Source organism: Isoptericola halotolerans (assembly GCF_045689585.1).
In the GTDB taxonomy this organism is placed as follows: Bacteria; Actinomycetota; Actinomycetes; order Actinomycetales; family Cellulomonadaceae; genus Isoptericola; species Isoptericola halotolerans_B.
Window position 1 is genome coordinate 1,001,605 of sequence record NZ_CP140108.1, and the last position, 24,326, is coordinate 1,025,930.

23 protein-coding genes are annotated in these 24,326 nt (G+C 71.0%); 13 read left to right on the forward strand and 10 right to left on the reverse strand.

The annotated features are described in order from the left end of the window. The first annotated feature begins 41 nt into the window (after window positions 1–41). Entirely contained in the window at window positions 42–1,001 is a 960-nt protein-coding gene (locus UQW22_RS04740) for a DUF222 domain-containing protein (RefSeq protein WP_407319727.1), read from the forward strand. A gap of 63 nt (window positions 1,002–1,064) precedes the next feature. Here UQW22_RS04740 and UQW22_RS04745 read toward each other — a convergent pair whose 3' ends face one another. Continuing rightward, window positions 1,065–1,760, reverse strand: a complete 696-nt coding sequence (locus tag UQW22_RS04745; protein WP_407319728.1) for an ArsR/SmtB family transcription factor — start codon at window positions 1,758–1,760, stop codon at window positions 1,065–1,067. Between the two features lie 65 nt (window positions 1,761–1,825). Here UQW22_RS04745 and UQW22_RS04750 point away from each other — a divergent pair, with 65 nt between their 5' ends. From UQW22_RS04750 to UQW22_RS04760, 3 genes are read left to right on the forward strand one after another with little or no spacing between them, the layout of a single operon-like run. After that, window positions 1,826–2,284 carry an OsmC family protein gene (locus UQW22_RS04750; protein ID WP_407319729.1) on the forward strand — a complete coding sequence of 153 codons (459 nt, stop codon included), beginning with the start codon at window positions 1,826–1,828 and terminating at the stop codon, window positions 2,282–2,284. After that, complete coding sequence (locus UQW22_RS04755; protein ID WP_407319730.1) at window positions 2,281–2,802, forward strand: hypothetical protein; 522 nt, start codon at window positions 2,281–2,283, stop codon at window positions 2,800–2,802. Before UQW22_RS04750 ends, UQW22_RS04755 begins: the two co-directional genes overlap by 4 nt. Next, window positions 2,799–3,503, forward strand: a complete 705-nt coding sequence (locus UQW22_RS04760) for an HAD family hydrolase (protein WP_407319731.1) — start codon at window positions 2,799–2,801, stop codon at window positions 3,501–3,503. The genes UQW22_RS04755 and UQW22_RS04760 overlap by 4 nt, the downstream gene beginning before the upstream one ends. Window positions 3,504–3,572: 69 nt before the next feature. On the opposite strand, the gene UQW22_RS04765 is transcribed toward UQW22_RS04760, so the two are convergent. The 8 genes from UQW22_RS04765 to UQW22_RS04800 form a co-directional block, all read right to left on the reverse strand. After that, window positions 3,573–4,772: an MFS transporter gene (locus UQW22_RS04765; RefSeq protein WP_407319732.1), complete on the reverse strand. Its 1,200-nt coding sequence runs from the start codon at window positions 4,770–4,772 to the stop codon at window positions 3,573–3,575. After that, window positions 4,769–5,434, reverse strand: a complete 666-nt coding sequence (locus tag UQW22_RS04770; protein WP_407319733.1) for a hypothetical protein — start codon at window positions 5,432–5,434, stop codon at window positions 4,769–4,771. Before UQW22_RS04770 ends, UQW22_RS04765 begins: the two co-directional genes overlap by 4 nt. After that, window positions 5,431–7,416, reverse strand: coding sequence for a DUF4962 domain-containing protein (locus tag UQW22_RS04775; protein ID WP_407319734.1), 1,986 nt, complete (start codon window positions 7,414–7,416; stop codon window positions 5,431–5,433). Before UQW22_RS04775 ends, UQW22_RS04770 begins: the two co-directional genes overlap by 4 nt. Continuing rightward, the gene (locus UQW22_RS04780; RefSeq protein ID WP_407319735.1) at window positions 7,413–9,179 is read right to left on the reverse strand and encodes a heparinase II/III family protein; all 1,767 of its coding nucleotides are present in this window, start codon (window positions 9,177–9,179) and stop codon (window positions 7,413–7,415) included. The genes UQW22_RS04775 and UQW22_RS04780 overlap by 4 nt, the downstream gene beginning before the upstream one ends. Then, on the reverse strand, window positions 9,176–9,940 hold the full coding sequence (locus tag UQW22_RS04785) for an SDR family NAD(P)-dependent oxidoreductase (protein ID WP_407319736.1): 765 nt from the start codon (window positions 9,938–9,940) through the stop codon (window positions 9,176–9,178). Before UQW22_RS04785 ends, UQW22_RS04780 begins: the two co-directional genes overlap by 4 nt. Before the next feature lie 26 nt (window positions 9,941–9,966). Next, on the reverse strand, window positions 9,967–10,899 hold the full coding sequence (locus UQW22_RS04790; protein ID WP_407319737.1) for a carbohydrate ABC transporter permease: 933 nt from the start codon (window positions 10,897–10,899) through the stop codon (window positions 9,967–9,969). Then, window positions 10,899–11,840, reverse strand: a complete 942-nt coding sequence (locus UQW22_RS04795) for a carbohydrate ABC transporter permease (protein ID WP_407319738.1) — start codon at window positions 11,838–11,840, stop codon at window positions 10,899–10,901. Before UQW22_RS04795 ends, UQW22_RS04790 begins: the two co-directional genes overlap by 1 nt. A gap of 69 nt (window positions 11,841–11,909) precedes the next feature. Beyond that, entirely contained in the window at window positions 11,910–13,217 is a 1,308-nt protein-coding gene (locus UQW22_RS04800; RefSeq protein ID WP_407319739.1) for an ABC transporter substrate-binding protein, read from the reverse strand. A gap of 241 nt (window positions 13,218–13,458) precedes the next feature. Here UQW22_RS04800 and UQW22_RS04805 point away from each other — a divergent pair, with 241 nt between their 5' ends. The 4 genes from UQW22_RS04805 to UQW22_RS04820 all read left to right on the forward strand — a co-directional run bounded on the left by UQW22_RS04805 (window position 13,459) and on the right by UQW22_RS04820 (window position 18,467). Beyond that, window positions 13,459–14,535, forward strand: coding sequence for a LacI family DNA-binding transcriptional regulator (locus UQW22_RS04805; RefSeq protein ID WP_407319740.1), 1,077 nt, complete (start codon window positions 13,459–13,461; stop codon window positions 14,533–14,535). Then, window positions 14,532–15,389, forward strand: a complete 858-nt coding sequence (locus UQW22_RS04810) for a fumarylacetoacetate hydrolase family protein (RefSeq protein WP_407319741.1) — start codon at window positions 14,532–14,534, stop codon at window positions 15,387–15,389. The genes UQW22_RS04805 and UQW22_RS04810 overlap by 4 nt, the downstream gene beginning before the upstream one ends. Next, window positions 15,386–16,342, forward strand: coding sequence for a sugar kinase (locus UQW22_RS04815; protein ID WP_407319742.1), 957 nt, complete (start codon window positions 15,386–15,388; stop codon window positions 16,340–16,342). Before UQW22_RS04810 ends, UQW22_RS04815 begins: the two co-directional genes overlap by 4 nt. A 142-nt stretch (window positions 16,343–16,484) precedes the next feature. Then, complete coding sequence (locus UQW22_RS04820) at window positions 16,485–18,467, forward strand: right-handed parallel beta-helix repeat-containing protein (RefSeq protein ID WP_407319743.1); 1,983 nt, start codon at window positions 16,485–16,487, stop codon at window positions 18,465–18,467. 7 nt (window positions 18,468–18,474) lie between these two features. On the opposite strand, the gene UQW22_RS04825 is transcribed toward UQW22_RS04820, so the two are convergent. Further along, window positions 18,475–19,080: a TetR/AcrR family transcriptional regulator gene (locus UQW22_RS04825; RefSeq protein WP_407319744.1), complete on the reverse strand. Its 606-nt coding sequence runs from the start codon at window positions 19,078–19,080 to the stop codon at window positions 18,475–18,477. A 138-nt stretch (window positions 19,081–19,218) separates the two neighbouring features. Here UQW22_RS04825 and UQW22_RS04830 point away from each other — a divergent pair, with 138 nt between their 5' ends. The 5 genes from UQW22_RS04830 (at window position 19,219) to UQW22_RS04850 (ending at window position 24,309) form a co-directional block, all read left to right on the forward strand. Further along, window positions 19,219–19,785 (forward strand): carboxymuconolactone decarboxylase family protein, encoded by a 567-nt coding sequence (locus UQW22_RS04830; protein ID WP_407319745.1) that lies wholly within the window; start codon window positions 19,219–19,221, stop codon window positions 19,783–19,785. Window positions 19,786–19,947: 162 nt separating this feature from the next. Continuing rightward, the gene (locus UQW22_RS04835; RefSeq protein WP_407320726.1) at window positions 19,948–20,952 is read left to right on the forward strand and encodes a LacI family DNA-binding transcriptional regulator; all 1,005 of its coding nucleotides are present in this window, start codon (window positions 19,948–19,950) and stop codon (window positions 20,950–20,952) included. A gap of 205 nt (window positions 20,953–21,157) precedes the next feature. Continuing rightward, window positions 21,158–22,504, forward strand: a complete 1,347-nt coding sequence (locus UQW22_RS04840) for an ABC transporter substrate-binding protein (RefSeq protein WP_407319746.1) — start codon at window positions 21,158–21,160, stop codon at window positions 22,502–22,504. Window position 22,505: 1 nt separating this feature from the next. Next, complete coding sequence (locus UQW22_RS04845; protein WP_407319747.1) at window positions 22,506–23,471, forward strand: carbohydrate ABC transporter permease; 966 nt, start codon at window positions 22,506–22,508, stop codon at window positions 23,469–23,471. Further along, window positions 23,461–24,309 (forward strand): carbohydrate ABC transporter permease, encoded by an 849-nt coding sequence (locus tag UQW22_RS04850; RefSeq protein WP_407319748.1) that lies wholly within the window; start codon window positions 23,461–23,463, stop codon window positions 24,307–24,309. The genes UQW22_RS04845 and UQW22_RS04850 overlap by 11 nt, the downstream gene beginning before the upstream one ends. The last annotated feature ends 17 nt before the right edge of the window (window positions 24,310–24,326 follow it).

Here is a 24,326-nt window from a genome sequence, read left to right on the forward strand (position 1 = left end):
TCGCAGGCCCGCCGTGACGCCCTGGCGGACCCTTCCGCCGCATGGTGCGCCGGTTCGCGCACGTCGCGGACCCCGAGTCCGACGAGCGCGGGTACTCCCGTGCCCGCGAGAAGGAGTTCTTGGAGGTCTCGCCCACCTGGGACGGCTACCACGTGGCCGGATTCCTCACCGAGGAGCACAGACAGGCCGTGCGCACGGCGCTCGACAGCGTCGTCGGTGCACCCGCCGCCGAGAACCGCACCTCCACCCAGCGGCGCGCCCAGGGCATCGCCGATCTGGCCCGGATCGCCCTGGACAACGCTGCCGTGGGCACCGGCGCGTCCGTCCGGCCGCATCTGAACGTCACCGTCAGCCTCACGGAGCTGCACGCGGCGCTCGCCGCCTCCGACGAGGCTGCCGAGGCCGACGTCTCCGCCTCCACCACCGCGACGCTGAGCAGCCCCGGCCTCGACCCGCACCGGATCCTCGGTGCGGACGACGGCGGCACGGACGACGACATCCCCACCGGCGACGCCCTCCCGACCTTCGCGGACGGGCGCGGCCCGCTGCCCTCGTCGCTCCTGCGCCGGCTCGCCTGCGACAGCGAGCTGTCCCGGATCGTCTTCGGACCGGACAGTCAGGTCCTGGACGTCGGACGAAGTCGCCGGACCGTCGCCGGGCAGCTGCGCCGGGCCGTGGTCGCCCGGGACCGACACTGCACCTGGCCCGGGTACCAGGAACCACCGAACCGGTGCGAGGTCCACCACGCCGTCACCCACTGGGCGGACGGCGGGAGCACCAGCGTCGACAACGGGGCGCTGCTGTGCTGGCACCATCACGACCGGGTCGACGGACAGGGCGTCACGATGCGCTGGCGACACGGCCGCTGGGAGTTCCGCGACCGGCACGGCACCCCGATCGCCGCCACCCGCGAGCCCGGCGGCCATACGCTCGAACCCCGCGTCGACGCGCTCGACGATCCGCGACGGCCGGTCTGTGTCATGCACCGAGAGGCAGCATGATCGCGGCGAGTCGATGCGCGCTCGTGCGGTGGCGGCGCCGCGCCGGCGAGTGACCGGGTCGCGTCAGGCGGGCTCGGCGAGCCGGACGCCCCACGCCTCCTGGAGCATCGCCGTCCCGCTCTCGGTCAGGTCGAGGCCCCGACCCGAGCGGTGCCGCGCCACCCAGCCTGCCTCGAGGAATCGTCGCCCGACGGCGGCACCCAGTGCCCCGGCGAGGTGCGGTCGCCGTTCGGTCCAGTCGAGGCAGGCACGGGTCGTGGGCCGGCGGGCCCTGATCGCGCCGTCGACGTCGACGCCGGTGGCCTGCAGCCCGTCGGCGCCGGCGTCGGTGAGGGTGAGCTCGTCACGTCCGGCCAGCCACCCTCTCCCGGTCCAGGCGTCAGCGAGCGCGATGCCGAGGCGCCCGGCCAGATGGTCGTAGCAGAATCGTGCACGGGCGAGGTAGTGCGCGTGCCGGGTGGGCCGGTAGCCGACGACGGGGGCGGGAGCCGCCAGCGCGCCGAGGGCCTCGAGAGCGGCGCCGACGTGCGGCCCGGCGAGGACGTAGTAGCGATATCGGCCGTGGGCCTCGCACCGCACGAGCCCGGCGCCGAGCAGCACCGCCAGGTGGTCCGACGCGGTGGAGGCGTGGACGCCGGCCGCCCGCGCCAGCTCACCGGCGGGCCGCCGCGTGCCGTCCAGGAGCAGGTTGAGGAACACGGAGCGCGCTGGCGCGGCCAGGGCCCGGCCGACGGCGGTGAAGTCCCGGTCCCTGCTCACGGCACCACGCTACGACGCCCCCGTTCCGGCGTCCGCCGAAGCGTCCCGTGCCTAGCGTGCGGAGCATGACCGCACATCGTTACGCCACCTCGTTGCACTGGACCGGTTCGACGGCCGACGGGATCCGGTCGTACTCCCGCGACCACGTCGGCACCACCGACCCCCCGACGACGGCGGTCCCCCTGAGCGCCGACCCCGCTTTCCGCGGGAACCCGGAACGCCTCAACCCGGAGCAGCTCGTCGTCATGGCGGCGTCCTCCTGCCAGATGCTGTCCTTCCTCGGCGCGGCGGCACGGGCGAGCGTCGAGGTGCTGGTGTACCACGACGACGCGACGAGCCACCTCGACCTGACCGCGCGGCCCGTGCGCCTCGGCGAGGTCCGGCTGCACCCGACGGTCACGGTCGGCGCCGACGTCTCCCCCGCTCGGGTACTCCAGCTCGCCGTGCAGGCGCACCGGGAGTGCTACGTCGCGGGCTCCTTGTCCGTCCCGGTGGTCGTCGAGACGACGGTGGTGACGCCGTGAGCAGGCCGCGGCAGGACCTCAGGGTCGAGCTGCCCCACCGGCCCGGTGCGCTCGCCGACCTCGGGGAGGCGCTCGGCCGCGCAGGCGTCAGCCTCGAAGGAGGTGGCGTCGTCGCGCACGGTGAAAGGGCGGTGGCGCACTACCTCGTGGACGACGGCGCAACAGCTCTGGACGCTGTCGCCTCGGCCGGGCTCGGCCCGGCCGTCGTGCGCGACGTGGTCGTGACCCGGCTCGACCAGGACACCCCCGGCCAGCTCGGCACCCTGGCCCGGCTGCTCGGGGACGCCGGCGTGAACGTCGAGGTCCAGTACAGCGACCACGACGGAAACCTGGTCGTCGTCGCCGACGACGACACCGCATGCCGGGAGGTCGTCGAAGCGTGGGAGCGGGGGCTGCCCGGCGGCCACGGCTGGTCCCGGGCCGTACGCCAGGTCATCCTGGTGCGAGGGTCGCCGGGACCGCCCGAGGGCCGCTCGAAGTGGCGACGGCACCGTTCGGACTGGAGGATCGACAGATGACTCGCTCTGGACAGCCCGCTGGTGCCGTGCTGCTCGACATCGACGGGACGCTCGTCGACTCGAACTACGTCCAGGTCGAGGCCTGGGTGCGCTCCTTCCGCGACGTCGGCTTCGAGGTCGACGCCTGGCGGGTCCACCGGACCGTCGGGATGGCCGGGCACCAGCTGGTCCCCCGCGTCGCCTCGCTCTGCGGCGTCGACCTGCCGCCCGGGGCCGCGGACGAGGTCGAGCAGGCCCACTCACGGCACGAGGCCGCGTCGGCCGACCGCATGCGCGTGTTCGACGGCGCCCGAGAGCTCGTCCGTGAGATCGCCGCGCGCGGAGCGCGCCCGGTGCTGGCGACGTCCGCCTCGCTCGAGCAGCTCGAGCGGCTGCGGGAGCTGCTCGACGTGGAGGACGTGCTCCATGCGGTGACGTCGTCCCAGGACGTCGAGGCCTCCAAGCCGGAGCCGGAGCTCGTGCAGGTGGCGCTCCGGACAGCCGGCGTCGAGCCGTCCGAGGCCGTGTTCCTGGGCGACTCCGTCTGGGACGTCATCGCCGCGGAGCGCGCCGGCGTGCCGTGCATCGGCGTCCTCAGCGGCGGGGTCGGCGCGCACGAGCTGACCGAGGCGGGCGCCGTCGAGATCCGCACGGACGTCGCGGAGCTGCTCGCCGACCTGGACGGCAGCGCCCTCGCAGCGGTGCTGCGCCCGACGGGCTGAGCACCACCCGAGCGGAGGTGCGGCAGCCGTCGTCCTGCGCCACCCGGGTCGGCTCCCGGCGGGTGACGGTCAGTGCTCCTCTCGTGCCGCACCACCGGTCTGCGGACCCACCTTCCAGAACAAGAGGGCCACCGTCGCACCGCAGGCGGCAAACACGTACCAGACGAGCTGCGCGTGCGGGCCGCCGGCACCTGCCACCGAGTACAGCGCACCGCCTACCAGGTTCCCGGCCACGCCACCCGCAGCCTGAGCGAGGCCCAGTGCTCCGAAGTAGGACGCGACCGCACCACCGTCGGCGAAGTCGGAGACGACGGCGTTCATCACCGGCTGGGAGAGCATCTGCCCCACCGTGAAGAGCAGCACCCCGGCGACGAGCCCTGCCACGGTGCCCCACAGACCCATGACGGCGATCCCGCTCCCCAGCGAGAGGGCGCCGAGCGCGAGGATCCGGCGCGGCACCAGGCGCCGGGAGACGAAGCCGGTCAGGGGGAGCATGACCAGCACCATGAAGACGGCAGCAGCCGTGTAGACGAGTCCCACGCCGATGGCTCCCGGGAGCACGTCGCTCGCCCGGACCGGCACCACGAGGTAGAGCTGGGACACCAGGAACCACAGCGTCGCCGCCAGCAGGCAGTAGCGCAGGAAGACCCGGTCCTTCAGCGCCTCACCGAACCGCGCCGGCCGGCCACCCGTGGGCGCCAGCCCGGCGGGCAGTCCCACCACGGTGAGCACGAAGGCTCCGAGGAACAGGGCGGCCGACGAGAAGGCCACCCACTGGAAGTCCACCCCGGCCAGCAGACCACCGAGCATCGGTCCGATGACGAACCCGACGTTCGAGAAGAGCTCGCGCGTCGAGTAGACCCGCACCGCGTCGCGCCCGACGGCCAACGCCGTGTACGCCGCATAGCTCGCAGGGTGGAACAGGGCGCCCCCCAGCCCGGTGAGCACGGAGCCCGCCACCAGGAGCGGCACGCTCGAGACCGAGCCCAGCACGGCAAACCCTGCCGCGCGGACGAGCACGCCACCGGCGATCGCTCGCCGGTAGCCGATGCGATCGGCGACCCAGCCGGAGATCGGCATGATGCCGTTCTGTGCTGCCGAGCGCAGGGCCGTGAGCGCACCGACCAGGGCGATCGTCAGCCCGAGGTCCTGCAGGAAGTGGTAGGCCAGCAGGGGCACCAGCATGTAGAAGCCGACGGCCATCGTCAGCGTGTCGCCATAGAGCACCCACAGGGCGCCGCCGCCTGCGCCGGCCCCGCGGCGTCTCACTCGCCGTCGCCGGAGGTGCCGGTTCCCGCACCACCCGCGGCCGGGAGCGCGGGCCAGGCCCGCACCGCGAGGTCGAGGGGCAGGGACATCAGGACGAAGGGCGCGAGGGTGGGAAGGGCGATGCACGTCGCGACGATCCCGCAGGTCAGCAGAAAGATCGCCGCGGTGCGAGCCGGAGTGCCCGTCGCGATGCCGAGCGCATCCGTCAGCCACGCCCGCACGTCACCCTGCCGGTCCCGGGCGGCGGCCACGGGCACCAGCAGGGCGGCGAGCACGACGACGCACGCGACGGGGAGGGTCGCCCCGCCCACGACGACGGCGAGCCCTTCGGAGGGTGTCCCGAGCCGCGAAAGGAGGAACAGCACGTCGGCGGCCAGGAGGAACAGCGCGATGCCGACGGCGACGCCGAGCCGCCAGGTACGCCGCCAGGTCGCCCGGAGCTCACGCAGCAGGTTGGTCACCACGGCGTCGTCGGACTCGACGTGCCACGTCGAGAGCGACCGGCCGAGCGCGACGGCCACCGGCAGCGCGGTGACCAGGGGAAGCGCGAGGAGGAAGGCGACGACGCCACCGAGCACGATGTTGGCGGGATACATCAGGGCACGCAGCGTCGCTGCTTCCCACCCGCCCGTCCGCCGTCGGGGCGCCGTCGCCGCGCTCACGCGGACACGCCCGCCGTCGCAGCCACCGACACCCGGCCGGCGAACCCTCGTCCGGTGGCGCTGTCAGGCGCCGCCACCGGCGACTCGAGCTCCAGCGACAGGACGACCGTCTCGGTGCGGCCGTCGCGAGACACCTGGACGGTGTAGGTCCCGTCGGACTCGTCGACCGTGACCCGCGACCGCCCGGTGTCGTCCCAGGCGCGCGGCTCGAGCACGGTGACGAACCGTCCTCGCTCCGTCGGAGCGGTCGACCGGCGCAGCGTGTGCTGGACCTTCTCGATGGCCAGGCTGGGAGTCGACGACGTCGGGTTGGCGTGCACGGGGGTGGGCACCACGTCCGTGTCGGTCACGTCGTCGAGCGCCGTGACGAGCAGACAGCCGGTGCCTGCCTCGGCGAGCCACTCCCCCGCGCCCTCGGGTCGTGCGGCGTGCTCGGTCTGCAGCAGCCACGTCCAGGTGCGGGGCGCCTCGGACCGCAGGTCGTCCAGCAGCACCACGGTGCCGCCCGGCGTGAGAACCAGGTGGCGCCGAGCCCGGGTGACGCCGAGCGCCCGGTCGTACATGGCCGAGGTCTCGCTGACCGCGTGCACCCAGCCGTCGGTCAGGGTCGCGGTGACGATGTGCGCCTCGTACTCCTCGGCCAGGTTCTCGAAGACGTGGTAGCGGTCCTCGTTGACGAACCCGTTGCCGTCCACCAGGACGGCGTTGTGGTGCTCGGTGCGCTTGCGCGAGGAGTAGCCCTCGTCGAGCGCGAGGTAGGCACCGTGACCGAGCAGCGCGAACGTGCCGGCGTCGGGGTGGTGGTGGCCGGCGTTCAGCGTCGTCCACCCGGTCTCACGCTTGATGCGGTGCGACGTGTCCCAGGCCTTGTGCCCGCCGCCCGGCGACGCCTTGAACGAGACCATGACGGCGTCCGGCTCCCACGACGTGCGACCGACCACGAGCCCGAGGTCGGTGAACCACCGGTTCGTCGGCAGCTGCTCGGGACCCTCCGACGGAGCCGTCGGGTCGAACCAGAGCAGCTCCTGGTACGCCTCGGCCCGGACCCCCGGCCGCACGCCGGACTCGTAGGCCTCGCGCCAGAAGAACTCGTCGGCCACCTTGTCCGCGAGCCACTGGCACTGCGGGATCCGGTACTCCGCGGCCAGCTTGTAGTACATCGCCACCGGGTGACCGCTGCGCCGGTCGTGACAGTCACCGTGGTCGACGATCCGTTCGAGGTCCGGGGCCGCCTGGTAGAGGCGATACCAGAAGGTCTCCCGGAGGTAGTCGCTGTCCACGAACCAGTCGAGACCCTCGGTGGACTTCAGCACGTCCAGGTAGCTGACCAGCCACGGCACGCCGTAGCGCCAGTAGACGACACCCTCGTTGTTGGAACCGTCCTCGGGGAGCATCCGCAGCACCGTGGCGAAGTTCTCCTTGGCGCGCTCGGTCCACTCGTGCGCGGGTTCGTGGTCGTCCCGCAGGGCGTACCCCGCCGTCGCGAGGCCCGCGTAGCAGATCCAGTTGTGGTTCTGCCAGTACGACGACGACCACCATCCCCCCTCCGACTCGACGGCGTAGTCGTACAGCCGGGTGCCCTGGAGGATCAGCTTGTCGCGCAGCGCCGCACGCTCGTGCGGCTCCAGCGCGCTGCCCGCCCACGAGTAGGCGAGCCCGAGGCCGTGCAGCAACCACCCGGCGTCGAGGTCGTGGTCGGGCAGGTTCGCCCGACCCCAGTGCGGGAACGACAGCGCCGGGGTCAGCCAGCGACGCAGCTCGTCCAGGTAGTGCGACTGGCCCGTCAGACGGTGCGCGAGCGCCAGGTTCGCGGCGCCCGCGCCCAGGTAGGTGATCGAGGCCAGCGGGTGTTCCTCCGGGAGCTCCAGCGAGGTCAGGCGTTCGCACTCGTCGACCAGCCGGCGGAACTGTGCGCTGCGCACGTCGCGGAGCTCGGCCCGCAGGGAATCCTCACGTCCGGCGATGAGCAGGGGTTCGGTCATGGTGATACCTCGATCGTCGAGTCCCCGTCGGGGGTGGTCAGATGGAAGATCGCGCCGCCGTCGGGCGCGAAGGCGATCGTGACAGGGGACGGCGGGCGCGGCCCCTGGTGGTAGAGCGAGGCGAGCACGACCCGGTCGCCCGTCGCGGTCCAGTCGGCCACGGTGAGAGGCCGGGCCGGGTCGTCGGACGGACCGCGACCGGGCGCAGCGACGAGGGACGCGGGCACGGAAGCGGCGTGGAAGCCCCGCAGGACGGTGCCGTCGGCCGCCCTCCACGTCGTCTCCGCACCGTCTGCCGTGGTCAGTACCTCGAGACCGACAGCGGGACGCAACGCCAGAGACACCTCCCGCGGGCTGCCGCACTCGACCGTCACGACGTCGACCAGACACCCGGCCGACAGGCGCAGGCTGCGCCGTACCCGGACTCCGGCGACCGGCTCGGCCGTCGCCGTCAAGGTGCCGGCGTCCGGGTCCCAACCCGCGATCTTCCCGGTCGCCTCGTCCTGGTCCTGCCCGTCGACGCGTACCGTCGGGTGCGCGACGGTGCGGGCGTAGTAGCCCCGTCGCAGCGGGCTCGCATACGGCGGCACCCCGGGCCCCGGCTGCCACGGGGCGGCCCCGTACAGGTACACGGCCAGCTTGTCGAGATGCCCGTGGGAGCCTCCGTGCGGGCCCGCGTCGAGGATCGCCTGGAACGTGTCATCGTCGTCGCGCAGGACGGCGTAGCCGACGTCTGGGAAGAGCACACTTGCCCGGGACGGCGCCGGGACCTGCACGGGGGCGCCGACGAACCAGCCGGACAGCAACGGCTCGAGGCCGTCGTCAGCGTCACCGAGACGCTCACGCGCGAAACGTTCCACGGTGTCCAGACCCGTCGGGCTGACGAGTCCGCGGGCGAGCTCGGCGACCTCGAGCACCTCGCGGTGCGCGGGGACCCGCTCGTAGGGGCCGTCGTGCAACGCTGGTAGACGGCCGTCCGGCGCCGCCACCTCGGCGAGCACCCGGACCATGGCCGCCAGCCGCGCCGTCGTCGCCGGCGGGAGGTCCGTCGGCACCGCGCCACGGAGCGCCAGCAGGTAGGCCCGGAGGACGAAGAGGTGGTAGTAGACCGACGCCTCCCACTCCCAGCCGTCGTCGCGGACCGCGAGGCCGACGTGCTGCAGCACCCGTTCCCGCCACAGTCCCGTCACGGTGGCGGGCGCCTCCAGCGCTTGCGCCACGAGGGCCCCGGCGGCCCCGAGCCACGCCGTATAGTTGTTGCGCTCGTCCTGGCGCTCGTCGACGAGGATCGCGTACGCCTGCTCGAACGTCGCCAGCAGGTCCTCCAGCATCGTGACGACCCCTGGTCCGGCCGCGTCCCGTCCGCACAGGATCACGGCGTCGGCGATCTGGACCGCCCACTGCGCCTCGGTCAGCGCCTGGGAGAAGAGCCGCCCCCGGAGCATCCAGGGCTCCGCGGCCTCGCTCCAGCCCGGACCGACCGCTCCGGCGTAGACGTCGGCGTAGTCGGAGAGCAGGGACAGCGCGCGGTCCCGGTCGGTGCCCGACCCCGTGCTGGCGGCCCGGCGGGCGAGCAGCCGGATCTCTCTCGCGCACGCCTGGTGGTCGAGCACGCTCCGGGCGCCGTCGACGCGGGGCCCGGTCACGGTGCACCCTCGGGAGCACCGGTGACCGCTGCCCTCCACGCCGACGAGCTCGGTGCCGTGCGTGGGGCACACGTAGTCGTGCCACCAGCCGCCCAGCCCTGGGGGGACCGTGGTCATCGGAAGTTGAGCCCTCCGTTGATGTCCATGACCTGCCCGGTGATGTAGCCGGCGGCGTCCGACGCGAGGAACGTCGTCACCGCCGCGACGTCGTCGACGGAACCCGCCCGACCCAGCGGGATGCCCGAGACGATGTTCGCCTGGGCCTCCGGCGGGGTGAAGGCGTCGTGGAACGGCGTGTCCCCGATGAAGCCGGGTGCGAGCGCGTTGACGGTGATCCCGTCCCCGGCCAGCTCCTTGGCCAGCCCTCGGGTGAACCCGACCACGCCCGCCTTCGCCGCGGCGTACGCGACCGATCCCGGACCGCCGCCGTTCTCCGCAGCGAGGGACGCCATCGTCACGACCCGACCGGCGTCGCTGGCCTTGAGGTGCTCGACGGCGGCGCGCGTCACGTAGAACACGCTCGAGACGTTGACGTTCCAGACCTGGGCCCAGTGCTCGTCGGTCATCTCGGCCACCGTCGCTCGACCGACCAGGTGACCGGCGTTGTTGACGAGGACGTCCAGGCCACCGAGCTCACCCGCGGCGGTCGCGACGACGGCCCGTGCGGCCTCGGGGTCGGTGAGGTCTCCCTGGACGGCGACGGCGCGCCGGCCCATACCCGTGATCTTGTCGACGACGGTCGCCGCGGCGTCGCCGCTGTGCGCGTAGTGGACCGCGACGTCAGCGCCTGCCTCGGCGAGCCCGAGGGCGAGTGCGGCGCCGATCCCGTGGCCACCACCGGTGACGAGCGCGGAGCGCCCGTTGAGTACGTGCTGCATGTTTCCTCTTTCGTCGGTCGTCGGGCTCACTTGATGCCCGAGTTCGTGAATCCTTGGATGAAGTATTTCTGCGCCAGGACGAACAGCAGCACCATGGGGACGGTCGCCAGCGTCGTCCCGGCCATCAGGTACTGCCACGCGGTGCTCTCGAGCTGCTGGAAGACCGCCAGACCGACCTGGATGACCCGTAGGTCGTCGGAGCTGGTGACGAGCAGCGGCCACAGGAAGTTGTTCCAGCTCTCCTGGAAGGTGAGCAGCGCGACCGTCGCCACCGCAGGCTTCATCAGCGGTGTGTAGATCTGCGCGAAGATGCGGAACTCGCCGAGGCCGTCGAGCCGCGCCGCCTCCTCGAGCTCCTTGGGCAGCGTCAGGTAGAACTGCCGGAACAGGAAGATCGACATGGCGCTGAGCCCACCCGGGATGAGCAGCGCCCACCAGGAGTCGAGCCAGCCGCTCCCGCCCTGGCCGAGGATGTCGTTGCCGCCGAAGAGCGGCATGAACTTCACGATGAGGAACTGCGGGACGATCTTCGTGTAGGTGGGGATCATCAGCATCGCCACCATGGACAGGAACACGATCTCCCGGCCGCGGAACCGGATGCGTGCCAGGGCGTAGCCCGCCATCGACCCGACGACCAGCGTGATGAGGGTGTGCCCCGTCGCGATGATCAGGCTGTTGCGGAAGTACTTGTCGAACGGGGCGGCGTCCAGCGCCTCGGCATAGTTCGACCAGTGCCACTCCTGCGGGAAGAACGTCGGCGGGAACTGTGCCAGCTCCGCCGGCGACTTCACCGAGGTGAACAGCATCCAGACGAACGGGATCACCATCGTGATCGAACCGAGGATCAGCAGCGCGTGCAGGACGATCTTGTTGCGCCGGCGCACGGACGACTGGTTCAGGCGGGGAGGAGGTCCGGACCTCGTGGGGCCGGTGGTGGACCGGGGGGCGAGGAGAGCCATCAGTGGTCCTCTCGGGTGGCCCGTCGACCGACGAGCGTCATGAAGAGCAGGAAGACGAACAGGACGACCGACTGCGCCGAGGCCATGCCCATGCGGAACTCCTCGAACGCGGACCGGTAGACCTCGTAGGTCATCATCGTGGTCGCGTTGGCGGGACCGCCGTTGGTGAGCACGTAGATCTGGTCGAACACCTGGAACGCGTTGATGATGGAGATGACCAGCACGAAGAACGTGGCCGGCTTGAGCATCGGCACCGTGATGGCGAAGAACTTGCGGACGGTGGACGCACCGTCGACCGAGGCCGCCTCGTAGAGGGAGCCGTCGATGTTCTGCAGCGCCGCGATGTAGATGAGCATCTTGATACCGATGCCCTGCCAGGCGCCGACGAGGATGACGGCCCACAGCGCCCAGTCGGGGTCGGCGAGCCAGGCCTGGCCGGGGATGCCGAAGAGGCCCAGGAAGGCGTTGAGGAGCCCCTGCTGCGGGTTGAAGATCCACAACCAGACCATGGCGATCGCGACGGTCGCCGTGACCTGCGGCAGGAAGAACGCCGTCCGGTACCACTTCTGCAAGCGCAGGCCCTGGTTGAGCGCGACGGCGATCACCAGCGCGATGGCCATCGAGACCGGCACGGTCCAGAAGGTGTAGACGATGGTGTTCCAGGTCGCCTTGAGGAAGACGGGGTCCTGGGCGATCTCGACATAGTTCTGCAGGCCGATCCATCGCGGCGGTGAGAACACGTTGTAGTCCGTGAACCCGAGCGCGAACGTGGCGACCACCGGGATGGCGGTCCACAGGCCGATGTGCAGGAGAGCCGGCGTCACCATCAGCCATCCCGTCCGTCGCAGCTTGCGCTCCGCGGGCGAGTACTTGTGGCGCCGGACGGGCGCTGGTGCCCGCGAGGCGAGCGCTGCCCCTGGTGGGGTCTCGGTGCGTGACATGGTTCCTACTTCTTCCGAGGAGCGTCGGGCCTCCGCGAGGACTGCCCGACGCTCCGAGAGGGGTCGGTGCTACCGGTCCATCGCGGTCTCGACGAGCCCCGCGAGCTCGTCGAGCGCGACCTGGGGCTCCGACTGGCCGAGGAGCGCCGCTTCGACGGCGGGAGCGAAGTCGCCGCGCACCTCGAGCCACTCGGCGGGGCCGCCCTCACGCTTCGCGACCTCGAGGTTCTCCATGGAGAACTGGACGAACCGGTTGGACTCCACGTAGTCGCTGTCGAGCAGCTCGGTCAGTGCGGGCACGTTGCCGCGCTGCTCGTTGGCGGCCAGGGCGGGCCCGGGGCTGGCCAGGAACTCGAGGAAGGCCTGGGCGGCCTCCGGGCTCTGCGAGGTGGCCGAGCGGGTGGCGAACGTCCCGCCGAAGAACATGCCGGACCCCTCACCTTCGATCACGAAGGGCTCGAGCTTGTCCAGCGCCTCGGGGTCGGCCTCGAGACCCTGCGTCCACAGGTTGTTGTGGGCGATGCCCATCGCGGCGCGGCCGTTGAGCAGCGGGTTGACGGCGGCGTCCGGGGAGGAGTAGCCGATGTCCTCGACCTCGTGCTCGTTGATGAGGTCGGTCATGAGCTGCAGTGCTGAGACACCCTCCGGACCGTTGAAGGCCGGCTCTGTCACGTCTTCGTTGAACAGGTCCCCACCGGCGGAGAAGAGCATCGTCTCGAAGGCCTGTCGCGGGTCGAGGGAGAGCATGTCGAAGCCGGCCCGCTCGAGCGTCCCGTCGTCGGCTCGGACCGTCAAGGTCTCGGCGATCTCGACGAGCTCGTCCCAGGACGACGGCGGGGAGTCGTAGCCGGCCTCCTCGAGCAGCTCCATGTTGGCGACGCCGTACCGGGTGTCGAGCATGATGGGCACGCCGTAGACGCCGCCGTCCCACGTGCCGGCGTCGACGATCGCCGGCGTGTAGGTCTCCAGCAGCTGGTCCTCGGTGAGCCCGAGCTCGCTGAGGTCCGCCAGCAGCCCACGGTCGGCGAAGCCCTCGATCCAGCCGACACCCATCATCATGACGTCCGGCACCGCGCCGGAGACGGCGGCGGTGGTGAGCTTCTCGTTGAGGTTGCCGTAGGTGGTGTAGTCCACGGACACCGTGACGTCCGGGTACTCCTCGTAGAACTGCGGCAGGAGCTCGTCCTCGAGGAGCTGCTGACCATCGGTTCCTTCGAAGATCGGGGTGAGCAGCGTGATGTCGCCGGAGACCTCGCCTCCGTCCCCGCCAGCGGTGTCCGTGGTCGTGCCCGAGCTGCAGGCGGTGATGCTCAACGCGACGGCGGCGAGGGCTGCGGCGCCCGTGAACCGTCGGCGGTTCTGACTCTTGATGATCATCGTTGATCCTTCACGTTGTGCGGTCGGCTGGTGTCGGACGACTCCGCCGTGGCGACGATGCCGGTGTAACGATGCACAAAACTAGGCACATCGAGGCACCCGCGTCAACTCCCGGTCGGCTGCGCAGCAGTCACGACTTTCGAACCGCGTCCGTCCAGCCATCGGCCTGATCTCGGCTAGGATGACTGCAACGATGCACAGATCGTGCACCACCGATGACGTTGGAGGAAGCGTGGCACGCGTGACGATCCAGCAGGTCGCAGCCACCGCAGGGGTCTCTCCCAGCACGGTCTCGAACCTGTTGAACGGCCGGACGAACCGGATGGTGCCGGCGACCAAGGACCGCATCGAACGGGCGATCGCCGACCTCGGCTACCGCCCGAACCGTGCCGCGCGCCAGCTGCGGACCGGGCGCACGCAGACCGTCGGTCTCATCGTGCCCTCCGTCGGCAACCCCTTCTGGGGCGCGTTCGCCCGCGAGCTCGAGGTCGCAGCCCTGGCCGCGGGATGCAACGTGCTCCTCTGCAACAGCGAGCGCGACCCGGACCGCGAGCGCCGCTACGTCGAGGAGCTCTGGGAGGACGGTGTCCGCGGCATCGTCCTGTGCTCCTCCCTGCCGACGCTCGACCATCTCGCCGACATCGTCCGGCGCGGCCTGCGCCTGGTGACCTTCGACCGTCCGGCCCAAGCCGGTGACCCGGAGGACGTCGTCAGCGTCAGCATCAACAACCACGTCGGCGGATTCCTCGCGACGTCCCACCTGACCGAGCTCGGTCACGAGCGGCTGACCTTCGTCTCCGGCTCGCTGGCCGCGGTGAACCGGACCGGCCGGTTCCGCGGCTTCTGCACAGCGCTCGAGGCCGTCGGTCTCGACCCCGGCGCGATGCCGACGTGGACCGCGGGCGACGGTGCCCCGTTCGGGGACGTGGAGGCCGCGCAGGTGGGACGCCAGGCCGCCCACGACCTGTTCTCCGGTTCGACGGAAGCCCCCACCGGGATCGTCGCGATCAACGACATGACGGCGCTCGGGTTCTGCCGCGGCCTGCGCGACCAGGGCTTGCACGTCGGCACGGACGTCTCGGTGGTCGGGTTCGACGACATCATCCTGGCCGAGCTGTACGACCCGCCGCTGACCTCGGTGCGCCAGCCCATCGCGCGGATGGCGTCCCTCAGCCTCGACGAGGCGCTCAAGGAGGACGACCGCGAGCCCGGCCGCTCGGTGCTGCTGCGCCCGGAGCTGGTCGTGCGTGAGTCCACTGCCGCCCCTGCCGCCCTCGCGCCCACAGATTCCACCAGCGAGGACGGGGTGCTCCGATGAGGATCGTCCGTCTGGGCTCGCCCGGCCGGGAACGGCCCGCCGTCGTCGTCGGACCCGACGCCTACGTCGACGTGAGCGACCTGCTGGCCGACGTCGACGCCACGACGTTGCCCGGCGGCCTGGCCTGGCTGGGCGAGCACGTCGAGGACCGCGTCGCCGCGGGCCGGGCAGCACCCCTCGGCGACCGCCGGATCGGCGCCCCGGTGGCCCGTCCGCACCAGATCCTGTGCGTCGGCCTGAACTACCGGGACCACGCCGAGGAGATCGGGGCGGACGTGCCCGAGCTGCCGCTGGTGTTCTCGAAGTCCCCGAACACCTTGGTCGGGCCGCACGACGACGTCCGCGCGCCTCGCGGTTTCAGCCGCCTCGACTGGGAGGTCGAGCTGGGCGTGGTGGTCGGCCGCCGGGCGAGCTATCTCGACGGTCCCGAGCAGGCGCGCGAGCACGTCGCCGGTTTCGTGGTGTGCCACGACGTCAGCGAACGCGCCTTCCAGGACGACCACGGCGGACAGATCCTCAAGGGCAAGTCGGCCGAGACGTTCAACCCCTGCGGTCCCTGGCTGGTCACGCCCGACGAGATCGACGACGTCTCCGCGCTGGGCATGTGGCTGGACGTCTCCGGGACCCGCCGCCAGACGGGCAGCACCGCCACCATGGTGTTCGACCCGTACGAGATCCTGTGTCATCTGAGCCAGTACATGGTGCTCGAACCTGGTGACGTGGTGAACACGGGCACACCGCCGGGGGTGGCCAACGGGATGGCCGACCCGCAGTGGCTGCAGCCCGGTGACATCGTGGAGCTGGGCATCGACGGCCTGGGCTCGCAGCGTCAGCGCGTGGTCGCGCCTCGATGAGTCCGCCGTCCGCTCCGGTCCTGACGGTCGGCGAGACCATGGTGCTCGTCGGCAGCACCCGCCCGGAGCCGCTCCGGCACAGCACCCTCATGTCGCTCGGCATGGGCGGCGCGGAGAGCAACGTGGCGATCGGCCTGCGCCGGCTGGGCGCTCCGTCGGCCTGGATCGGGCGCATCGGCACCGACTCGGCGGGTGATCTGGTCGAGCGACTGCTGCGCGGCGAGGACGTCGCGACGACCTGCCTGCGCGACGACGAAGCCCCGACGGGGCTGATGCTCAAGGAGCGTCGCTCCACCATGGAGACCCGCATCTGGTACTACCGGGCCGGGAGCGCCGGGTCCCGCCTCGCCCCGGGTGACGTGCCCGACGAGGCGGTCCGGTCGGCTGCGACGGTGCACCTGACCGGTATCACCCCCGCGCTCTCGTCGTCGGCGCTCGAACTCACGCTGGAACTCGTGGAACGCGCCGAGAAGTTCGGCGTGCCGCTCTCGTTCGACCTGAACTACCGCTCGTCGCTCTGGACGCCCGAAGCGGCCCGGGACGTCTACGCCCGCATCGTGCCGCGCTGCGCGGTGGTCTTCGCCGGCCTGGACGAGGCAGCGCTGCTCGGGTGCAGCGGGAACGACGCCGACGCCGCCGCCCGCGAGCTGCACGCCCTCGGCGCACGGACCGCCGTCGTGAAGCGCGGACCGGACGGCGCCGTCGCCGCGACCGAGGACGGCATGTTCTCCGCGCCGGGCGTCCCGGTCGAGGTACGGGACACGGTCGGTGCCGGGGACGCGTTCGTGGCCGGGTTCCTCGCCGACCGGATCGCGGGACGGGACGTCCCGACGGCCCTGACCACCGCGGCCGCCGTCGGCGCGTACGCCTGCACCGGGGACGGGGACTGGGAGGTCCTCCCCCGCCGGGACGAGCTCGACCGCCTGACCGGCAGCGAACCCGTCACGCGGTAGCACGGCCCTGCGCCCCGAAGATCGTCGCTGCCCGGTTCCTCGGTGCATCGTTACATCTCAGGACGCTCCAGCGCGACCCATACTTCGGAGAGAATCACCCTCGACTCTTGCTCTGGCGCGCCGTCGGTGCCAGAGTCTGACCATGATCCAATGGCGAATCGTTGCACCACAGTCCGTGGCCGCCCTGCTCGTGGCCGTCCTCGGCATCGGTCTCGGGGGCCCCGCCGCGGCCACCACGACCGACCACACCACCGCTGCCACCGCCCCGCCGCCCGCGGAGGCGACCGACGCACCCGACCACTGGACCGTCGAGTCGGTCCGCGCCCTGAGCAGCGACGGCAACCTGCCCGAGTTCGCCGTCGACGACGACCCGGCGACCCGCTGGTCGTCCCTGACCGAGAGCCCCGAGGAGCCCCAGTGGCTCGTGCTCGACCTGGGTGAGGTCAGATCGGTCGGCTACCTGGGCATCGCGTGGCACAAGGGTGAGCAGCGGGAGTCCCTGTACGAGGTCGAGACCTCGACCGACGGGTCGACCTGGCAGCCCGCCGCCCAGGACCAGGCCAGCTCGGGAACATCGTCGAACCTCGAACCGGTCGTCCTGGGCGGTGACGCGACCAGCGGCTCCGAGGCCCGCTACGTGCGCTACCTCGGTCTCGGCAACAGCGTCTCGGGCTGGAACAGCGTCACCGAGATCCGCGTGTACCCGCCGAACCCGGACGGCGCCGTCGTCGACGACCTCTCCGGGCTCCTTCCGACCCCCGACCCGGACGCGAAGCCCTGGACCGAGCCCGGACTGGTCACCCCCGCAGGTGACCGGTTCCGACCCCAGGAGCCCGGCGAGGCGACCGGCCGGACCATCGACGTCCGTGACCACGGCGCCGACCCCGCCCCGCAGTCGGGTGACGACGCCGCAGCGATCCGCGCCGCTCTCGCCGACGCCCAGCCCGGCGACGAGGTCTACCTGCCCGAGGGCACGTACGACCTGCAGAGCACCGAGGCCGCCGACCCGACCACCCACGTGGCGCTGCGCAGCGGTGTCGACCTGCGCGGCGACGGCGACGGCACCGTCCTGACCTCGGCGTTCACCCCCGAGACGCAGTCCGGCAAGGTGCTGCGCGGCTACGGCGTCCAGGACGTCCGGATCAGCGACCTGACGGTGAGCTCGACGTACGACGGCCCGCTGCCGACCGACCACCAGGACGACGCCGCCGGTGGCGGTCCCGCCTACGGGATCGTCGTGGCGAACCTCGGTTCCCGGGCGAGCCAGCAGGTGCTCGTCGAGGACGTCGTGATCGAGCGCTTCCAGAAGATGGGTGTGCGCATCGAGAAGAGCCGCGAGGTCACCGTGCGGGGCAGCACCTTCCGCGAAGCCACCAGCGTCGGCGGCGGCGGCAACGGCTACGGCATCTCCATCCAGGGCACCGCCGGCAAGGACCGCTACGCGTACACCGACGACTCCCGGCACAACGTGGTCGTCGACAACGAGTTCGACGGCACGCACCTGCGCCACAGCATCCTGCTGCAGTACTGGACCCACAACAACCTCGTCGCGCGCAACACCATCGACGGCGGCGTGCTGGACGCCATCGACATGCACGGCGAGGACGAGTACCTCAACGAGATCCGGTACAACAAGGTCACCGACGTGCAGGCCGCGGGGATCGCGCTCGGCAACACCGGCGGCACGGCCACGCAGCACGACGCCGCGGGTCCGGGGAACTGGATACACAGCAACGTGCTGCAGAACAACCGTGAGGGCATCCTGCTGATCCTCGGCACCCCCGACACCCTGGTGGAGCGCAACGTGATCACCCGTGGTCGCGGCGACCACGTGCGCTCCGGCATCGAGGTGCGCAACGCCCCGGGAACCGTGGTGCAGCACAACACCGTGCTGGCCAACCGGGCCGACGGGTTCTGGGGCATCCACCTCGCCGAGGACCCGGGCGACGACGGTCACGCGAGCGGCATGCCCACCGACGTGGTGCTCGAGCAGAACCTCGTGGTGGCGAACACCGGCGGCGTCCGGATCGACGCCGGCCAGGACGTCCGGCTCACGGACAACAAGATCCGGGGCAACCGCCAGGACACGCAGATCGACGACGGCGCCGGAGTGACGGTCGAGTAGCCGTCGGTCACCAGGTGTCGACGACGTGGTGCATGGCGGCGAGGTAGCGCCTGATCTCCTCGGGCGGCGCCCCGGACCGCATGACGACGTGCAGACCGAGCAGGTGGGTCGTGAGCAGGTCGGTCCGGAGCCGCAGCACCGCGTCGTCGTCCGGCGTGCCCGGCAGGGTGCGCTGCACGAGGGTGCCGAGCACGTCGTGCATCCGCAGCCGGTAGTCGGCGCCGAAGTCGTAGCCCGGCAACGTGCCGCGCAGCTCGTTGGACGCCATCACCATGAGGCAGCCGTCGCGGCCGCGTTCGGATTCCGCGTCAGCGCCGAGGAGGTCCAGGAACCGATGGACGCCGCCGACGCCGGGCCCGGACCGATCGACCAGGGCGGCGAACATCTCCATCCGCTCGCGCAGGTAACGCCGCAGCACCGTCGCGAAGAGCTCTTCCTTGCTGCCGAACGTCCGGTACAGGCTCGGCTTGTGGACCCCGCTGGCCGCCACGAGGTCGGTCATCGAGGTCTGTCCGTAGCCCTGTCGCCAGAAGAGCGCCGTGAGCTCGGCGAGGACGTCCTCCTCGTCGAACGACCGGGGGCGGCCGGCGGGGGCCTTCTCCTGAGTGCCCATCCGTCCATTCTACGAGCGCCGGAGCCGCCGAGGGGCGTGCGGACCGGGAGATCCACCGCACACCGCGCGCACTTGCGTTATTAGGTACCGATCAGTACACAATGGAGGACCGCAGGCACAGACGACAAGGAGAACCCCATGGTCGACTTCACGCTGCACGACGAGAACACCGCTCCGGCCGAGAGCCAGGAGCTGCTGGCCACCTCGAAGCAGAACTTCGGGCGCGTCCCCGGACTCCACGCGGTGATGGCCGAGGCCCCCGGCCTGCTCGAGGGCTACCAGAAGCTCCACGGCCTCTTCCAGAGCTCCACCAGCTTCGACGCCGACGAGATCACGGTCGTCTGGCAGTCGATCAACGTCGAGCACTCCTGCCACTACTGCGTGCCCGCCCACACGGCGATCGCCAAGGGCATGGGCGTCGACGACGAGATCATCGACGCGCTGCGTGACGGCACGCCGCTGCACGAGCCCCGCCTCGAGGCGCTGCGCACGTTCACCCTGGCCATGGTCCGTGAGCGTGGCGAGGTCGACGACGCCACCGTCCAGACCTTCCTCGACGCCGGATTCACCCAGCGGCAGGTGCTCGAGATCGTGCTCGGCATCTCCCAGAAGGTGATGTCGAACTACACCAACCACCTGGCCCGGACGCCGATCGACGAGCCCAACCGCAAGTACGAGTGGAAGGGCACCGTCGTCCCGAGCTGACGCCGGCCACCACCTCGAAGGGCCCGGGTCCCGCATGCCGCGGGGCCCGGGCCCTCGTGCGTCCGACCGCGCGCCCACGACACTGTGCACCACGGACGCCAGTAGCATGGGCTGGCTGACGACGACCGGCCGGTCGACGGTGACGAGGGAGCGCACGTGGCGATGGCCAAGATCGTGGACGTCGCCCGGGAGGCCGGCGTCGCGCCGTCGACCGTCTCGCGCGCGCTCAACGGGGATCCGACGGTGACCGAGGAGTACCGGGAACGCATCGGGCTCGCCGCCGCGCGGCTCGGTTACCGTCCGAACCGGGTGGCACGAAGCCTGCGCAAGCGCTCCACCGACGTGATCGCGCTGATCATCCCCGACGTGGGCAACCACTTCTGCACCGCCGTGACCCGTGGCGTCGAGGACGTCGCCCGCGAGTCCGGACTGTCCCTCATCCTGTGCAACTCGGACGAGGACGACGGCAAGGAGTCGTTGTACATGGAGATCGCCGTCGCCCAGCAGGTGGCCGGCGCCCTCATCTCACCGCACCGCCACGACGCGGACGGCGGGGCGCTGCGCGAGGCGGGGATACCGATCGTGGCGATCGACCGCAGGCTCGACGCCGAGATCGACTCCATCATCACCGATTCGCGCTCGGGTGCCCGCGAGGCGACGGAGCATCTGCTCCGGTCGGGCTGGACGCGCCCGGCCTGCTGCGCAGGGCCGCCCGACGTCCAGACGGCGCGCTGGCGCGCGGACGGCTACCGGGAGGCGGTGCGGGCCGCTGGCATCGAACCCCTGCTCGCCCACGGCACGTACGACCGCGGGGGCGGTGCGACCGCGGCAGCGAAGCTGCTCGACGGGACGGCGCCGGACGCCCTGCTCGTCTCCAACGAGCAGATGGCCCTCGGGGTCCTCGCCGAGCTGGACCGTCGATCGCTGCGGCCCGGGACGGACGTCGGCCTGGTGACGTTCGACGACACCCCGTGGGCCCCCCTGATCGACCCCCCGATGACCGTCGTCGAACAACCCGCGTACGACCTCGGCGCCCGTGCGACCCGCATGCTGGTGGAGCGGATCCGCGGCGAGGTGAGCGAGGTCCGGCATCAGGTCCTGCCGACACGCCTGGTGGTCCGAGAGAGTTCGTCACGCCGACTAGGACCTCAAAGATTGGACCTTTGATGTCCCGGTCGCGACGGAGTTGACGCCTTGAGAGCCTGAAGAATCGGTTCCTCGCGGCATGGCGAGGCGATGCCGTTCTGTGACCCCGGCCAGGGTTGACAGGCGCCACACAGACATCCGACCATTCAAGAGACGCGTTGTGGCACAGTCGCAGCTCCTCCAGGAGCACCGCGCGTCGGACACGAAGACGTGGAAGGGACGGACGATGAGGGCGAGACGAAGCCTGCTCGGCGGCACCGCGGCCGTGGGAGCGCTGGCACTCCTGGCAGCCTGCGGCAACAGCGGCGGGGTCGGCGGCGCCGACACGTCGGAGGAGACGGAGCAGACCGCCACCGACGACGGTCCGGTCGAGCTCAGCTACTGGACGTGGTTCCCCCCGCAGGCCACCCTCGAGGCAGCCGTCGAGGCGTTCGAGGCGGAGAACCCGAACATCACGATCGAGCTGCGCACCTTCGAGAACGCCGACTACCAGCAGCAGCTGCCGCTGGCGCTGAGCGGCGGAGAGTCGCTCGACGTCGTCGGCGTCCAGGTGTCGGCCATGACGAACTCCGTCAAGGATCACCTGCGCCCGGTCGACGACTGGGCCGGCGACTGGCTCGACGGCGTGGACCCCGCCATGGTCGAGCAGACGGCCGCCGTCGCCTCCGACGACGTCCTCTACTCCGTCCCCATGGGCTCCATCGGGAGCCCCATCGTCTACTACAACGCCGACCTGCTCGAGTCCTCCGGCGCCGAGGTGCCGGAGACCGCCGACGAGTGGAACGAGGCCGTCCAGGCCATCACCGAGACCCACCCCGACGTCATGCCCGTCGTCTTCACCGGCGAGCCGTGGTGGCAGGAGGAGATGCTGTTCGGCATCGCCGAGCAGACCGCCCCTGGACTGTCCGACGACATCATCCACGGCGACGGCGAGTGGACCCAGGATGCGCTCGTCGACGGCCTGGCCGCCTACAAGTCGCTGTTCGACGACGGGACCATCAGCACCGACGTCCTCGGCCTGCAGGGCTCGCGCCCCAGTGAGCTGTTCTCCTCCGGAGAAGCGGCCTTCCTGATCGACGGTTCGTGGCAGAACTCCCTGCTGTCGCAGGACTACCGCGAGGCGAACGGGATCGGCGTCGAGGACGTCGGCGCCATGCCTCTCCCGGTCGTCGAGGCCGGGGGCGAGCCGGCCGCGCGGTCGCTCACCGAGGGTGGCCTGGCGATCCCCTCGAGCTCCACCAACGTCGAGGCCGCCAGCGCCTTCGTCGAGTTCATGGTCAGCGACACCGGAGCCGACGTCTGGGCGAAGGACCTGGTCCTCGTCCCGTCCCTCACCGGCTTCGAGCTGCCCGACTCGGTGCTGACCAGCGAGGCCGCGGTCGACGGGTTCGACCGGGCCGCCGAGGTCATCGCCAACCCGACGTCGATGCGCGACAGCCAGCAGGACTTCCTCAACCAGGTCGAGGGCAACGCCATCCTCGACGTCCTGCGCGGGACGCAGACGCCGGAAGAAGCCGCGCAGCACATGCAGGACGAGTGGACGTCCGGTCGATACCCCCACGGAGACGAGTGACGTGACGCTCGGCACGACCCCTCGCACCGAGGCGCGGCAGTCCGTCCGCCGCGCCTCGGCGCAGGAGGCCCACCGCCGGGTGGGACGGGACCGCTGGCGCACCGCCGGGACCGCCGCGGTCTTCCTCCTGCCCCTCATCGTCTTCTATGCCCTCTACTACCTCTTCAGCTTCGGTTTCCTGGGCAAGGTCAGCACCCAGACCGTGGGACTGACCTTCACGAACGCGGTGGACGTCGGCTGGGAGAACTTCCGGCTCGTCGCCACCGACCCGGCCTTCGTCCGATCCCTGCTCAACACCATCGGGTTCGGGCTCTTCGCCGTGCTCGTCGCGATGACTCTCGGGTTCGTGCTCGCCATGATGCTGGCCTCGGGGATCCGCGGCCGTCGCGTCTACTACACGCTGTTCCTCCTGCCGTCGCTGATCCCGTTGTCACTGTTCGCCACGGTGTTCGGACGCATGCTGGAGTCCGACGACGGCGCGATCAACGAAGGTCTGCGCGCGCTCGGCCTGGACTTCCTCACCCAGGACTGGCTGGGCGACCCCACGGCCGCTTACATCGCCGTCCTCATCCTGCTGACCTACATGATCGGGCTGCCGATCATGTACTACACGACCGACGTCGCCCAGGTGAACACCGAGATCATCGAGGCCGCCACGATCGACGGCGTCAACGTCTGGCAGATGTACCGCATCATCCTGTCGCCGCTGCTCCGGGCGACGCACGTGACGGTCATGCTCTCGGTGCTCCTCGGCAGCTTCCGAGCGTTCGACATCATCTACTTCTCCACCGGCGGCCAGCCCGGCGGTCGGACCGACATCACGGGAACCTACATCTACGGCGCGACCCTCGGTGCCGACCGCGTGGGCTACGCCGCGGCGGCCTCGATCATCGTGCTGGTCTGCGCGCTCACCATCTCCATCGTGCAGATCATCGTGCGGAAGCGAGGGATGCGACGTGCCCACTAAGGCCACCGCCATCGACCAGGACTCGCTGCCGATCCACGTCCGCAAGGTCGAACGAGTCCTCATCTACGCGTTCCTGGTCGCGTTCGCGGCATTCTTCGCGGTGCCGCTCGTCAACGCCGTGCACCTGTCGATCCAGGTCGGCGGTCCGGCGAACTACCTGGAGGTGCTCACCCGGGACTTCAACGGGGTGTATATCCCGCAGACCTTCGTCAACAGCGCGATCGTCGCCGCGATGCACGCCTTCTTCGTGTGCGCGGCCGGGTCCCTCGCCGCCTACGCCTTCTCCCAGATCCCGTTCTTCGGCCGGGAGACGGCCTACTACGGGGTGCTGCTGTTCCTGGCCGTCCCGGCGACCGCCATCATCGTTCCGGTCTACTTCCTGACCGGGACCCTGCAGATCTTCGACACCGCGCTGGCCGTCGCGCTGCCCGAGGCGGCGCTCACGCTTCCGTTCGCCGTCCTGCTGCTGCGCAACAGGATGGACGAGATCCCGCGGTCGCTGTCGGAGGCGGCCAAGCTCGACCGGGCGGGCCACTTCCGGATCTTCTGGCACGTCGTGCTGCCGCTGGTCCGCGGCACCCTGGTCAATCTGGGCGCCCTGTGCGTCATGTGGTCGATCCAGGACTTCGTGTTCCCCTCGTTGCTGCTGCAGTCACCCGAACAGACGACGGCGGCCCAGGCCGTACAGACGATCCGCAGCGCGTTCGCGCCGACACCCGCGGAGTCGTCCCTGTACTACGCGGCACTGGTCCTGCTGGCCCTCCCGGCCCTGCTGATCATCGTCTTCGCGTTCCGGTACGTCACGCGAGGCATCTCGGCGGGCGGCGTCAAGGAGTAGGCCGGCCCGGGTGGCTG

Bases quoted from the DNA above. Each gene is read 5' to 3' on its own strand.
- UQW22_RS04740 (WP_407319727.1), top strand. From the start codon at position 42: ATGGTGCGCCGGTTCGCGCACGTCGCGGACCCCGAGTCCGACGAGCGC.
- UQW22_RS04750 (WP_407319729.1), top strand. From the start codon at position 1,826: ATGACCGCACATCGTTACGCCACCTCGTTGCACTGGACCGGTTCGACG.
- UQW22_RS04760 (WP_407319731.1), top strand. From the start codon at position 2,799: ATGACTCGCTCTGGACAGCCCGCTGGTGCCGTGCTGCTCGACATCGAC.
- UQW22_RS04775 (WP_407319734.1), bottom strand. From the start codon at position 7,416: ATGACCGAACCCCTGCTCATCGCCGGACGTGAGGATTCCCTGCGGGCC.
- UQW22_RS04780 (WP_407319735.1), bottom strand. From the start codon at position 9,179: ATGACCACGGTCCCCCCAGGGCTGGGCGGCTGGTGGCACGACTACGTG.
- UQW22_RS04785 (WP_407319736.1), bottom strand. From the start codon at position 9,940: ATGCAGCACGTACTCAACGGGCGCTCCGCGCTCGTCACCGGTGGTGGC.
- UQW22_RS04790 (WP_407319737.1), bottom strand. From the start codon at position 10,899: ATGGCTCTCCTCGCCCCCCGGTCCACCACCGGCCCCACGAGGTCCGGA.
- UQW22_RS04795 (WP_407319738.1), bottom strand. From the start codon at position 11,840: ATGTCACGCACCGAGACCCCACCAGGGGCAGCGCTCGCCTCGCGGGCA.
- UQW22_RS04800 (WP_407319739.1), bottom strand. From the start codon at position 13,217: ATGATCATCAAGAGTCAGAACCGCCGACGGTTCACGGGCGCCGCAGCC.
- UQW22_RS04810 (WP_407319741.1), top strand. From the start codon at position 14,532: ATGAGGATCGTCCGTCTGGGCTCGCCCGGCCGGGAACGGCCCGCCGTC.
- UQW22_RS04815 (WP_407319742.1), top strand. From the start codon at position 15,386: ATGAGTCCGCCGTCCGCTCCGGTCCTGACGGTCGGCGAGACCATGGTG.
- UQW22_RS04820 (WP_407319743.1), top strand. From the start codon at position 16,485: ATGATCCAATGGCGAATCGTTGCACCACAGTCCGTGGCCGCCCTGCTC.
- UQW22_RS04825 (WP_407319744.1), bottom strand. From the start codon at position 19,080: ATGGGCACTCAGGAGAAGGCCCCCGCCGGCCGCCCCCGGTCGTTCGAC.
- UQW22_RS04830 (WP_407319745.1), top strand. From the start codon at position 19,219: ATGGTCGACTTCACGCTGCACGACGAGAACACCGCTCCGGCCGAGAGC.
- UQW22_RS04835 (WP_407320726.1), top strand. From the start codon at position 19,948: ATGGCCAAGATCGTGGACGTCGCCCGGGAGGCCGGCGTCGCGCCGTCG.
- UQW22_RS04840 (WP_407319746.1), top strand. From the start codon at position 21,158: ATGAGGGCGAGACGAAGCCTGCTCGGCGGCACCGCGGCCGTGGGAGCG.